Raw genomic sequence first — 13,915 nt, 5'->3', positions numbered from 1 at the left:
CCCTCAAAAAAAATCAATGATGAAGGGCTTAGCTTCGTATTGCCTTTAGCCAAGGGTATTTTCATACAAAGTATGAAATTAGTGGCTTATATATAGCAAAACGACCGAATAAGCCACGTCCGGGGCATGTTCCCAGCAACGATGCGACTTCACGAATTTCCATACGATAAATTATCATTGGTTCGTGGTTAAGAGGAAGGCCGACTTAAAACGGGCTTACCGCTCAGGCGTCGGCATACCCCTGTTGCAGGAGCATGTTTCCTAAAACTTTAGTTGCTTCGCTCCAGTCGCTACGTTGCTAAACGGGCGCCTTGCGCCTTTGTTCCACTATAGGAAAGGATAAGATCTTTTTGGTTTATAGTATAAGAAAAACACAGGCTTGGCGACAAGCTGAGTTTTTCTTATAAATCTATGGAGAAGCTTCACAGAATTATTTCTCCATAGATTTAAGCCTTATTTTCATTTTATAATTTTAGGTAGATTCAAAGCTTTACTAGTTTAACTGCAAAATCCTTTAATTTCAAATTAATTTTTTAAATCTTGCTAATAATAACATTAGTGTTTTTTATTGATTTTCTATTTTCAAGAAGGAATAAGGCATATATAATGAAAAACAGTATGCGTTTGCAATGTAATTTTATTTTTCGAAATATTGTACTTTTGTTTACAAATGGAAGGAGAAAAAGTATGGGGAAGAAGAAAGGAATATTTCAACGTTCGTTAGATGGGATTGAAGTAGTAGGGAATAAACTACCTCATCCCGTTACATTATTCGCAATATTAGCTCTATTAGTGCTGCTATTATCGGCAGCCTTATCTCCGCTCGGAATTAGTGTTGAACACCCAGGTGAAGAAGGAGAAATGGTAGAGATAAAAAATCTACTAAATGGAGAAGGAATTAACTATATATTTTCTAGTATGACAGATAATTTCATTGGATTCGCACCACTTGGCGTGGTTTTATTAACCATGCTTGGGATTGGGATTGCTGAACGGGCAGGATTAATCAGTGCTATATTACGAGGCTTCGTGTTAGCTGTTCCTAATCGATTTATTACGATCGGTCTGGTGTTTGCAGGTATTATGTCCAGTGTCGCTTCTGATGCTGGCTACGTAGTGTTGCCACCACTTGGCGCATTATTGTTTGCTGCTGTTGGGCGTCACCCTTTAGCTGGTCTAGCGGCTGCGTTTGCAGGAGTGTCTGGAGGGTTTAGTGCGAACTTAGTACTATCAGGAACAGACGCGTTGTTAGGGGAGCTTACTATTGCTGGTGCTTCCATTGTAGATCCGGCTTACGCTGAAGGCATGAGTATTGCGATGAACTGGTGGTTTATAGCTGCTTCCGTATTTTTGTTAACGGTTATCGGAGCATGGGTAACCGAACGAATTGTAGAACCGAGGTTAGGAGAATACAAAGGGGAGTACAGAGAAAAAGTCGAAAAGCTGACGAGCCTTGAGAAAAAAGGGTTAGTTTGGGCTGCTGTTTCCATTGTTGTCTCCCTTATTTTAGCAGCGCTGCTCGTTCTTCCGGAAGGAGCTCCAATGCGGGGAACAGGAGAGCGACCAATTATCGAATCTCCATTCATGAGTTCCTTAGTACCTATTATCGCTATTCTGTTCTTTATTCCAGGACTTGTCTATGGAATAGTGACGAAAGCTGTAAAAAATGATAAAGATGTCGCTTATCAGCTGTCCGATACAATGGCTTCCATGGGAATGTTTATTGTACTTGCATTTACAGCGGGTCAGTTCGTAGCTTATTTTAATGAGTCCAATATGGGATTAGTGTTAGGTGTTTACGGAGCCGACTTTTTACAAAACATTAATTTAACTGGGATTCCGTTAGTTCTTGTGTTCATCATTATTGCCGCATTTATTAACATATTCATAGGAAGCGCTTCTGCGAAATGGGCAATGATGGCTCCCATATTCGTTCCAATTATGATGCAGCTAGGATATTCACCAGAATTAACGCAAATGGCTTATCGGATTGCCGACTCATCCACGAATATTATTTCTCCATTAATGACGTATTTTGCGATCATTATTGCCTTTGCGCAAAAGTATGATAAGAAAATGGGAATTGGTACACTCGTTTCAACGATGATCCCTTATTCTATTTTCTTCTTAGTTGGTTGGACACTCATGCTTATAATTTGGATGCTGTTTGGTGTTGAACTAGGACCTGGCGCACCTATTTTGTATAAATAATCAAGACGAAGAAAGTGAACAAGCATGTGTGATACTTAAAATAACCTCGTTTCCTAATAAAAAGGGACGAGGTTATTTGTTTGGATAAAAGGAATTAAATGGGAAATCGCCCACAAACGTCAAATAAGGCTCAATTTGAGAAAGATTTGCAGAGGAAAAAGCATAAGAAGAAAAATAGAAATAGAGGTCACTCTTTATAAGCAAAAAAAAGAGAACTGACCAAATATGACCAGTTCTCTTTAATTTCTAATCTTCCTGCGTCTATTATTGTTGGAGTTATATGGATTAATTTTCCTGACTGGGTATTTAGGATTAACCCCTTTAAATGTTCTTGTATAGACATATCGGTTGATCTAATTTTATTGAAGAAAATCACCCATTTAGATTGAAATTCCATTTATTGCTAGTGGGCTTTTTTTGCCAAGCACATAATCCCTGAAATTATAAATAAGACAGACTGTATAAATGTCGCTCCTAATGTAAGTATTAGCATGACTATACTTATTGCGACTAATACAATTCCAGATATTTTCGGCTTATCTTTTAATAAGATAAGAGCAATGACACCGAAAATGAATCCAGTAACATGAACTGCGACTACAAACCATGCATACCATGATGCAAACTTTGTAGACAACATTTCAGGAAATTGAAAGCTGAAAAAGGACAATAATGAGACCAAAAGAATAATTATAAGTAGTTGAAGTGCAAGAGCGATAATTCCCAAAGTTATTTCCGCAGTACGTTTCAAACTCGTACCCTCCTTTATTATTCTTAATACTATTGGATGACTCAAATTGATGGATGTCCTCTGGCAAAAGTCTTTGACCATCTCTGAGGTCTTTAACTATTCCATTTCTTAAGTTGTTAATAATCCTTGGTAAATCCTCATTCCCAAGAAATCAGGTGGAGCAGAGAGGACACTCTTAATTGGTGTTGCATCTATTCTCTTACATTCACCTTCAATTTCTTATACGACAGCTAAAGCTTCTACTCCAAATGTTTTGAGAATCCATTCATCATGTTTATACAGTATATTTTCAGCCATGTTTTATCTCTCCAATTATGTATTAAAATGCATTGTTTAGCTATAAAAGATTATATTTATAGTCAACATAAACTAAAAAAATTGATGAATCGAAAGTGGATTTACAAGCGTTTATCAAAGAACGCTTACCAGAAGAAATTCTACTTTCTAACACAAAAGAGGAGTTGCCAAACCACGCATACCGTACTTACTAGATGCATGTCTTTATGATATGGAACGTGTTTTGATGGATGAAAACTATGAAATTTGAGAAGAAAAAATTCTTTTTGCATTGATTGAACATATTCATTTTAATTCTTTGATCTGTTTTTTTGTTGCACTTTTTTGATTTGTATCAGTAGACCAAATCAAATCAAAACCAACGATTGCTCGCCCCTTTTTTTCTACCTCATAACGCACATTAAGTTCTGTATACTTAAAAGTTCACAATTACCCCGCAAGTCAACGGCGCACCGTACGCTGAAGAAGAGTTCTTCTCATTCAAGGACAAGGCAAGCTGCGACAGCGGCACACCGCATGGCGAGAAAGAGTTCTTCTCATTCAAGGATGTTTGCCCTGCGTTCTTTGACTTTTGAATCTCTATTTCAAGGTGGTTAACGCTACTTTACGGAGTTGTGCTTTAGCTTTGTTATTTATGTTCCCACACCTCTGGATTAAGGAGATTCTTTGGTCTTTTTCCAGATAAGCCGGCAAGTAAATTTTCAGCAGCCAGTTGTGACATCGCCAATTCCGTTTCATAAGTGGAAGATCCTATATGCGGTAATGTAACCACATTGTCCATAAGAAGTAATGGGTTAGAAGGGTCAATTGGTTCCTGTTCATATACGTCTAACCCCGCCCCGGCAATGGTATTACTTTGTAACGCTGCTATTAAATCTTGTTCAACGACTGTTTTTCCGCGAGAAGCATTGATGAAAAAAGCTGATTTCTTCATTAATTTAAATTCCCGCTTGCCAATCATACGTTCGGTCTCTTGAGTTAATGGAGTAATTAAACAAACAAAATCAGCGACAGCTAATAGTTCATCAAGATCTGAATGGATCGCTTGAAATTTTTGCTCCGCTTCAGGCTTTCTAGTTCTACTATGATATACAATGTCCATATGAAAACCAGCATGAGCACGTTGGGCAATAGCAGTTCCAATACGCCCCATACCGATAATTCCAAGTCTTTTATGATGTACATCCGTTCCGTAATAGGTACTATCTAAAGACTCTTCCCAGTTCCCGTCTTTAACAAATCGATCCAATTCAGGTAATCTTCTAGCCGTAGACAATATCAATCCCATCACCATATCAGCAACGGTATCTGTTAAAACACCAGGTGTATTTGTTGCCATAATCTGACGTCGACTTAGTTCGTCAATTGGTAAATTATTAAAACCTACGGACACGTTGCTAATAATTTTCAAACGAGGGGCACAGTCTAATAGTGTTTGGTTAACTGGCAGATCTAGACCAATAATTCCGTCAGCCTGTGATAGAAAATCAAGAAATGCTGGATCGGAATTGGTGTCGATATTTTTAAAAAAACGAACGTCATGCTGCTGTTTCAATTGTGTAAGAACGGGAGCTTCCACCCGTTGGTATGCAAGGATTTTCATTAAGCTACAACCTCTAATCTTTAGTTTTTATAGTTACTGCAACGATAGCTATTTAACATCTTTAAGTCAAGCGCGTAGATGTAAGAGATTGTCCCAATATAGAAGGAAGATAGGAAATTTCTAGTCGGTATATTTATAGAAAAAGCTATCTTCATGAAATCAGCAGTAAGATCTCACCTTCCATGTTAACCAGTGGATCTTCAAGGCTAGAAGAATCAACTTCAAGTTATAGTGCAAATTTTTCTTAACTAAACATCCAAAGGTATAAACGGACACCTGTACATTTAAAGTTTACCCTAATTGGTAGTTGTTGTTCGAGCTTCCTTCAGTTTCCTATTTAAAATTATTTGATAACCATGCAAGCTTACAAGATTTCGTATAAACTACTAGTATATGGATATACTATAAATAGATAAAATTTAGGTGTTAAGCGTTTATCCTAGTATGACTGGCAGTTTCAAGTCCTTCCCATACTTGGAGGTTAAACTGAGATGGAAATATAGATTTTGTTTTTCTATTCATTTGCTTTCTTAACTATGGTGCTTAAGAACGCTTAAAGTATTGGACCTGTAAAGCATGTTAGGTGGAGTAAAGGATCTTAAAACTCTTAATATCTCTTTCTTTTGATTGTAATACTTTTTTAGTATAGTTAAATAAGGGAGAAGGCTTTCAAAAATAGCAATAACATAAATATGGATATATATTTCTAACTCATAGTAGAGAGGGGCTTATTATGGAAAGCACAATGGCATATAATGTAAAAATTGAAAATGTATTACAAAATATAAATAAAGTAATGATCGGAAAAGAAGAGGCAGCTGTTTTAAGTCTTGTTGCTTTACTTGCCCAAGGGCATGTATTATTGGAAGACGTTCCTGGTGTAGGAAAGACAATGCTCGTAAAAACACTCGCTAAATCTTTAGCTTGTGATTTTCGACGAATCCAATTTACGCCAGATTTATTGCCTTCTGATGTAACAGGAGTATCGATATATAATCCAAAAACATTGGAATTTGAATTCCGAGGTGGGCCAATTCTTGGTAACATTATCCTAGCAGATGAGATCAATCGCACATCCCCAAAAACACAGTCCGCCCTATTAGAAGCAATGGAAGAGAAGCACGTCACTGTTGACGGTAGAACAATTCCTCTAGCTCGCCCATTTTTTGTCATGGCTACACAGAATCCAATCGAATACGAAGGAACATATCCATTGCCGGAAGCTCAATTAGACCGATTTATTTTAAAGTTAAACATGGGATATCCAACGTTTGCAGAAGAGATGGAAATGCTTACCCGAACTTCGCATGATCATCCAATGGAGACTATTGAATCTGTGTTGACAAAAGAAGCGTTAAAAGAGATTCAAGATGAAGTAAAGCAAGTGTACATGGATAAAAATGTGCAGCATTATATTATTGATTTAGTGACGAGTACGAGAAATCACCCTCAAGTTTACTTAGGTGTCAGCCCACGGGGGTCGATTGCTTTAATGAAAGCAGCAAAAGCATATGCTTATATTTCAGGACGTGACTATGCGCTGCCGGATGATGTAAAATACTTGGCTCCATATGTATTGGCGCATCGAGTTATACTTCATTCAGAAGCGAAATACAGTGGAAAAACAGCGAATGATGTCATAGCGATGATTATCGAGCAGACGGAGATACCGATACGAAAGGAATTTATTTAATGAAATATCGCTTTCGTTTGTTAGTAAGCTGTTTATTTCTCGTTACTACTTTTCTGCTGATATTCTCCTATGCTATGTTTCAGGGTGGGTTTGTTAGTTGGTTCTTGTTTTTTAGTTTTCTACCTATTTTAATATATGAAGTGGCTATCTTGATATATCCAATTAGAAAGTGGAAGGTTGGCAGACATTTATCTCATTATATATCCAATGCTGGTGGGGCAATTACGGTGACATTAGAAGTTAAGCGACACTTTCCATTTCCGTTATATTATTGCATTTTAGAAGATATTATGCCAGATTCATTAAAAACAATAGATAATCATGTAGAAAAATTTCAATATATGAATCAACCGGAACGGATAATTGTTGAACGAAAAATGAAGAAAATGCTACTCCCTGGCTTAAAGAGTACGTTTTCTTTTACGTATCGATTGGAACAAATTCCACGAGGGGAACATCAATTTCAGACGGTACGAATACGGACTGGAGATTTTTTCGGGCTTGTAAAAAAGGAGCATTACTATGCTGTAAGTGACTTACTTATTGCTTATCCCAATGCACGTCCGTGGGTATTGGAAGGACAAATCACCAATCAACAGGAAGGCAATTTGCTTACTGCATCCCTTCGTTTTACGAATGCAAATGTGGCAACAGGGATAAGGGAATATATGCCAGGGGATCGCTTTTCCTGGATTGACTGGAAGCAAACAGCTAGGAAAAATACCGTTATGACAAAAGAGTTTGAACGGGAAAAAGGTACGAATATGTTACTTGTTCTAGATGCTTGTAACTCGTCGAATCCGATTGTTTTTGAAGGCATGGTTGAAGTTACTTACTCCCTACTTTCCTACCTGGGGAAGCAATTCATTGAAGCGGGATTACTAACTATCGGAAAAAGTGGCGACTTTTATCCATCCACTTATGGTCTTTGGGAATTTGACCGAATGAAAGAACATTTAACGCAACTGCAGCCACATAGTAATCGTGTGTTTTCACTAGCTATCCAAAGCTATTGGAACAAGCTGGTGAATGGGGGCGTTCTTCTATTTATTGTAGGAAATGTAGATAAACCGTTCGTAGAGATGATAAAAAAACTGCGTCAGAGAACGGAGTATATACATGTTTTACTTGTTCAACCGGAGGAAGAGCAAAAAAAATCCGCTTCTTTTGTACGGCAATTGTCAGCTTTTGGGGTGGATACCTATGAAATGACGGAGCACGAGTTGATGAAAACGCCATTAGAGGTGAAACGAATATGAGTAAACTTAAACAGCATCCAGCTATTTTTTATACGTTGATCCTTTATAGTTGTGGATTTATCCTATTTCTGGAATGGTTCTACCCTTTACAGGAAATAACGGATACGACAAGTATAAGTGTGTTTATACTTTATGGTGTGTTCTGTTTTCTGCTTTCCTTTATACAAGTCCGATGGTGGCTATCTTTTCTTTTGAAGGGATCTGCGTTACTGTTCGTGTTAAATAGTTTATTTTTTACTATCGGCTTTTTTAATCCATTGTGGTTCATGGAGTTGTTTCAGGATACTATCGTCAATGTACAAGCTTTATTCAACAGAGCGTGGTATGAATTTACGCCATTATTTCGGAGCATGCTGTTTCTCATCCTAATTTGGTTAATGAGCTATTTGCTTCATTATTGGTTTGTTATAAGAAAACGCGTATCTTTGTTCATCTTATTGACAATAGTCTATTTAACGGTTTTGGATGCATTTACCGTCTATGACGGCAGTACTGCAATTATCAGGATCTTTATCACTTCTTTTCTTGCCTTAGGAATAGCCCATTTTATGAGAGAAATGGATAGAGAGGGACTTCGTCTTGTATTCGTGAAGAAATCTGTTATTTGGCTCCTTCCATTAATAGTGGTTGTATTGTTTTCTTCAGCCGTCGGGTTAGCCGCACCGAAGTTTTCTCCCCAATGGCCAGACCCTGTGCCCTTCATTCAGAGTAGTGCTGAAAATGCTGGTTTCTCTAGAGAAGGAAATGGAGCGATTCAAAAAGTTGGCTATGGGGAAGATGACAGCAGATTAGGTGGTTCTTTTGTCCAAGACTATACACCGGTATTTGAGGCTGAAGCAGAGGAAGAGCATTACTGGCGTGTGGAAACGAAGGATGTGTATACAGGAAAGGGCTGGGAAATGAGCCAGGATCACCAATTTGTCGAACTAGCAAAAATTCCTCCGATGTTTCAGGAAAATGTCCATGTTGATAGAAAACAAGCAACGATCGCATTTCAAGGTGACGAAGCGTTAGATAAGCTCGTGCATCCATATGGTTTCAATCATGTAGAGGCAAGGGAAGGGGAAGCTTATATTGATACGACATCAGAAGCTATCCAAGTCATGGAGAGTGGAAATAAACCCATTACCTTACAAGATTATACGGTCGATTATGAGTATCCTACTTTCCAAATTGAAGCTTTACGAAAAGCTTCAAGTACGGGAGATTCTTTACAAGCATACACTCAGATTCCAGATTCGTTACCGGACCGAGTGGTTAAATTAGCTGAGGAAATAACTGTTAATGAGGAAACCCAGTATGATAAGACAAAAGCGATTGAAAGATATTTTTCAAGTACTGACTTTACGTATCAGACAACAGATGTTCCAGTTCCTGAAGGCGATCAAGATTATGTAGATCAATTTTTGTTTGAATCCAAAAAAGGTTACTGTGATAACTTTTCTACTTCGATGGTCGTTATGTTGCGAGCACTGGATATTCCGGCAAGATGGGCAAAAGGATTTACTGGTGGTGAATTGATCGACGCAGGCACGGGTGATGAAAAAAACATCTACGAAATAACAAATTCCAACGCTCATTCTTGGGTAGAAGTCTATTTTCCGGGTTCGGGTTGGGTTCCATTTGAACCGACGAAAGGATTTACCAATTTAACTGATTTTCAAACTGCACCTGTAGATGGAACAGCTGCGCAACAGGATACTTTAAAGCAATCGGAACAGGAAACAGATAAAGACGAACAGCCTGCAGAAGATTCGCCTGATAAGAAGAAGGAAGAGGAATCTGAAGTTGTGCCAGCTGCTGAATCAAAATCTGGCACTACGACCAACGTTTGGATGTGGGGAATTATTGCAGCTATATTGTTGTTGCTGTTTATCGCTATTATGGTTTATCGAAGTCGGTTACGTTTGCAGTCGAAATGGGTAGGCCGTAAATTTATAACTGATAATCATGTGAAAAATTACCAGGAAGCATATCACTTTCTAATGAAAGTATTGCAAAAACAAGGCGTGCCAAAGCAGCCAGGAGAGACGTTACGTGAGTATGCGCTGAAAATTGATGAAAAATATGAGACAACTGATATGCAGAAGCTTACGGAGCATTATGAACGGCTTATTTATAGAGGTGACAACAAGTCTGTTCCTAAAACGGAAATGGTGCAATTATGGCAAAATTTAATTAAACGAATATTGACTTGACCATGATTCGTTCCGTTATGTAGAATAAGAACATAATGGAATGAAAATAATCGTATGCCGTTCGTATATCCTCGACAATATGGGTCGAAAGTATCTACCAGAGCACCGTAAATGCTTTGACTATGAAGGCAGAACATCCATATAGCTGGATGCTGCCTTTTTGCATTTTTGTCGACGCAGAAGGGGGGTAATCCAGTTTTTGTATTTTAGGTTAATTAAAGTGAGTGATAAGGATTTCCCTGTAAATAGTTGAGCCTGCTGCGCGATACGAACGCATGATGTTGGAAGGAACAGAATATAGATAGGGGTAACGTAAATGAAGACAAATGAGATGATTTTAGTACTGGATTTTGGCAGCCAATATAATCAATTGATTACACGGCGAATTAGAGAATTTGGCGTGTATAGTGAATTGCACTCTCATAAGCTGTCAGCTGAAGAAATTAAGGAAATAAATCCAACAGGAATTATTCTTTCTGGTGGGCCACATAGTGTATATGATGAAAATAGTTTTCGCTGCGATCCAGAAATTTTTGATTTAGGCATCCCCGTATTAGGAATTTGCTATGGCATGCAATTGATGGCATTGCATTATGGCGGAAAAGTGGAGAAAGCTAAAAATCGCGAGTATGGAAAAGCTGAAATTGATATTCAAGGCGAAGCGACATTATTTACAGATACACCAAAAAAACAAACCGTGTGGATGAGCCATGGGGATAAAGTCGTTCAAGCACCGGAAGCCTTCCAAGTTGATGCCACAAGTCCATCGACACCAATTGCAGCTATCAGTTATCAGGAAAAGGGTCTATATGGTGTACAGTATCACCCTGAAGTACGTCATTCTGAGTACGGAAATGATGTATTAAAGCAGTTTGTATTTGCTGTTTGCGAGAGCAACGGCGATTGGACCATCGAGAATTTTATTGATATGGAAGTAAAAAAGATCCAAGAACTAGTCGGGGATCGCAAAGTATTATGTGCATTGAGCGGCGGAGTGGATTCCTCCGTTGTTGCAGCATTAATTCATAAAGCGATTGGTGAGCAGTTAACGTGTATTTTTGTTGACCATGGCTTGCTTCGTAAAAATGAAGCCGATGATGTGATGAAGGTATTTGCTGATGATTTCCATATGAACATTATTAAAGTGGATGCCAAAGATCGTTTTTTAACGAAATTAAAGGGCGTCGATGATCCAGAGCAAAAGCGTAAAATTATCGGTAATGAATTTATTTATGTGTTTGATGATGAAGCAGCTAAATTAAAAGACATTGATTTCCTTGCGCAAGGCACACTTTACACCGATATTATTGAAAGTGGTACAGAAACAGCACAAACGATTAAATCACACCATAATGTTGGTGGACTACCAGAAAATATGCAATTTGAATTAATCGAGCCGTTAAATACATTGTTTAAAGATGAAGTTCGTGAATTAGGAACGCAGCTAGGTATACCAGAACATATTGTCTGGCGCCAGCCATTCCCTGGTCCGGGACTCGCTATCCGTGTCTTAGGAGAAGTAACCGAAGAAAAATTAGAGATTGTTCGCGAATCTGATGCGATATTGCGTGAGGAAATTGCTAAAGCTGGTCTAGACCGTGACATTTGGCAATACTTTACCGTCCTTCCTAACATTCGAAGCGTTGGTGTTATGGGTGATTCCCGCACGTATGATTACACGATCGGTATCCGTGCAGTCACCTCGATTGATGGTATGACTTCGGATTGGGCGCGTATTCCTTGGGATGTATTGGAGAAAATTTCGACCCGTCTCGTGAACGATGTAGCCCATATTAACCGGGTAGTGTATGATGTGACCAGCAAGCCACCTGCGACGATTGAGTGGGAATAATTCACTAAGAGCATTTGAAGTGAAAACGTTGATTTGACTGCATTTCGATGGTACGTAAAATGGATAAAATGATTAAAAATGAATAGGTTCTCCGCCAAGATTCCGCCAGAGGAAACGGAGGAAAATGAGGGATATTGTGTAAAAAGCAGTATCTCTTTTTTTATTCTAATTAAGTTTTAAGCTATTATTTATTAGTGTTTGTCGCACATGTGTGATTAGAAAGTGAGGAGAGTAAAATTAAATAAATAATTCTATTTATAAATGTCTCTTGAAGGCTTATCTCCGCCAAAAGGGTACTTTTGCAGTTGTGACTAAGCTTTGACTTTGGAGTGGTAAAAGATGAAATACAACATTATATATACTGATCTACCATGGCAATATAGACAAAATAAAGGACGTGAAATGGTAAGAAATTGATAAGTGATATCAAAATCTATATTCTATTTTTTACAACCAATACTATGCACGTTGAGTTGGTAGCGTTGTTGTCTAGAGTGGATGAATAGGGATAGTTGAAGTGTTAATATAACAAGGTTTTCCAGTGATTTGGGAAGATGCCAATCCTGGGGAATCTTATTTTTATTTAAGAGAAAATGGAGCGGGAGATTGAAAGAGAAATATAATATGAATATTTAACGAGCTCATGTCGGATAAGGCATGGGCTTTTGTTTATGTTAAATTGACCGAAGATTCATACCCATATACAATGATGTTAATAGAATTATATGACGGTCAATAAAAATATAATCGAGGGGATAATTATGTTAAGTATTGAGGAATACATTGCAAGAAGAAAAAAAGAAGATAAGTTAAATGAATTTGATGTTGATGCTCGTACACAAAATATGAAAATTTTTGTTGATTATATATTTGAGTATTTTAATAATTACCTGGATATCACGGAAGCAGAAGAAAAAACAGTATTACATAATGAAAAGCTAGAGAAATATCGAAAGCAACTTAGGGAGTATGACCCTGAGGTTAGAGAATGGCTTGTTGGTATTTATAATGATTATGGAAAGCAAGTGCATAGACACACGGGAAACATTTTGAAGGAGAATAAGCTTTTCTTTCTATGTAGTACTGATAATGAATTTAGAAATGTTTCTTATGATTGTTATTCACAGCTTATTAAAAAGTTGCCATTTTTAAAAAATCAGACTGAAATGCTTTTCCTTTTAATAAGAGATTATCACAGGGTAGAGAGTGAGCAAAGGTTTAATTTTGGCATCCCTTCAATATCTGAAGAGATTACTGAATGGATTGAAAAAACATGGGCAAAGCGACAAGTAAATTTACTTGCCTTTGCCTATGCGTGGATAAATTACTTTTTTGAAAATGAAGATATTTGGCCGACAACGCATAGAAAGAAAAGTCAACACACTTGGAGAAAATATGATTATGATTATAAGCAGAAAAGTAATCTCTTTAATCTTGATTCATTATATAGAAAGATGCCAAAAAAGGTTTTCATTAAAGGGAGAAAACAAGAGTTTGAAATACTATTGATGTACTATTGGCTTCATGATATGGATGGCGACGTTGATTACTGGCAGGAGTATTTGGATGTAGTTTTGCCTGCTTTGAAAAGTAAGTAGCATAATTTCACCCATTGTTAAAAAGTGAACAAATTGAAACTTATATGTAAATTAAGAGAGTAGGAATAAGCTTCCTTGCTGTAAATCCTCTCATCTAGCACCAATAATCTATTAGATTGTTACAATTGAAAGCATCAAAGTGTTTCGTTAGAAAGGATAGTTCGTCTGATTTGTCCTTCTGATTTGCTTTAATACGTTCGTCTTCTGACTTCACGAATGGGTAATACTGCTTGTCCGACTGATGAAAAAAATAATCACCAACTCTCATTTCTTTTGTGAAAGTACTGTATGGGATACCGACGATTTCGGCTACTTTCTTCAAGTCATACTTTTTTAATAGTTGGTTTACCTCTTTGACACGAATAGATGGTTTCATGTGGTATGTCAACACTTAACTAGACAATTTTTTTAAGGTATTTTCTTTAAATTGAATAGGTGTTATATAGTTTAGGT

General features: G+C 37.5%; 9 protein-coding genes and 1 riboswitch. Of the genes, 6 read left to right on the top strand and 3 right to left on the bottom strand.

Features of this window, described 5'->3' with window-relative positions:
• The first annotated feature begins 687 nt into the window (after positions 1-687).
• Positions 688-2,211 carry an AbgT family transporter gene (locus D1839_RS19090; RefSeq protein WP_120381384.1) on the top strand — a complete coding sequence of 508 codons (1,524 nt, stop codon included), beginning with the start codon at positions 688-690 and terminating at the stop codon, positions 2,209-2,211.
• Positions 2,212-2,614: 403 nt separating this feature from the next.
• On the opposite strand, the gene D1839_RS19085 is transcribed toward D1839_RS19090, so the two are convergent.
• Both D1839_RS19085 and D1839_RS19080 read right to left on the bottom strand, forming a co-directional pair.
• Positions 2,615-2,962: a hypothetical protein gene (locus D1839_RS19085; protein WP_158589704.1), complete on the bottom strand. Its 348-nt coding sequence runs from the start codon at positions 2,960-2,962 to the stop codon at positions 2,615-2,617.
• A 925-nt stretch (positions 2,963-3,887) separates the two neighbouring features.
• Positions 3,888-4,862: a 2-hydroxyacid dehydrogenase gene (locus D1839_RS19080; protein ID WP_120381382.1), complete on the bottom strand. Its 975-nt coding sequence runs from the start codon at positions 4,860-4,862 to the stop codon at positions 3,888-3,890.
• A gap of 733 nt (positions 4,863-5,595) precedes the next feature.
• On the opposite strand from D1839_RS19080, the gene D1839_RS19075 reads away from it, so the two are divergent.
• The 5 genes from D1839_RS19075 to D1839_RS19055 all read left to right on the top strand — a co-directional run bounded on the left by D1839_RS19075 (position 5,596) and on the right by D1839_RS19055 (position 13,462).
• Positions 5,596-6,555 (top strand): AAA family ATPase, encoded by a 960-nt coding sequence (locus D1839_RS19075; RefSeq protein ID WP_183030281.1) that lies wholly within the window; start codon positions 5,596-5,598, stop codon positions 6,553-6,555.
• Entirely contained in the window at positions 6,555-7,814 is a 1,260-nt protein-coding gene (locus D1839_RS19070; RefSeq protein WP_120381380.1) for a DUF58 domain-containing protein, read from the top strand. Before D1839_RS19075 ends, D1839_RS19070 begins: the two co-directional genes overlap by 1 nt.
• Complete coding sequence (locus tag D1839_RS19065; RefSeq protein WP_120381379.1) at positions 7,811-10,012, top strand: transglutaminase TgpA family protein; 2,202 nt, start codon at positions 7,811-7,813, stop codon at positions 10,010-10,012. The genes D1839_RS19070 and D1839_RS19065 overlap by 4 nt, the downstream gene beginning before the upstream one ends.
• A gap of 41 nt (positions 10,013-10,053) precedes the next feature.
• Positions 10,054-10,155: riboswitch (purine riboswitch) on the top strand.
• 173 nt (positions 10,156-10,328) lie between these two features.
• Positions 10,329-11,864 carry a glutamine-hydrolyzing GMP synthase gene (gene guaA / locus D1839_RS19060; protein WP_120381378.1) on the top strand — a complete coding sequence of 512 codons (1,536 nt, stop codon included), beginning with the start codon at positions 10,329-10,331 and terminating at the stop codon, positions 11,862-11,864.
• Positions 11,865-12,625: 761 nt separating this feature from the next.
• On the top strand, positions 12,626-13,462 hold the full coding sequence (locus tag D1839_RS19055; RefSeq protein WP_120381377.1) for a hypothetical protein: 837 nt from the start codon (positions 12,626-12,628) through the stop codon (positions 13,460-13,462).
• A 94-nt stretch (positions 13,463-13,556) separates the two neighbouring features.
• On the opposite strand, the gene D1839_RS19050 is transcribed toward D1839_RS19055, so the two are convergent.
• On the bottom strand, positions 13,557-13,838 hold the full coding sequence (locus D1839_RS19050) for a hypothetical protein (protein ID WP_120381376.1): 282 nt from the start codon (positions 13,836-13,838) through the stop codon (positions 13,557-13,559).
• Positions 13,839-13,915 lie beyond the last annotated feature (77 nt).

Source organism: Roseburia sp. 1XD42-34 (genome assembly GCF_009917385.1).
Classification (GTDB): Bacteria; Bacillota; Bacilli; order Bacillales; family Amphibacillaceae; genus Virgibacillus.
The sequence above is the reverse complement of the archived record's forward strand: the minus strand, read 5'-3'. Positions and strand labels throughout refer to the sequence as shown.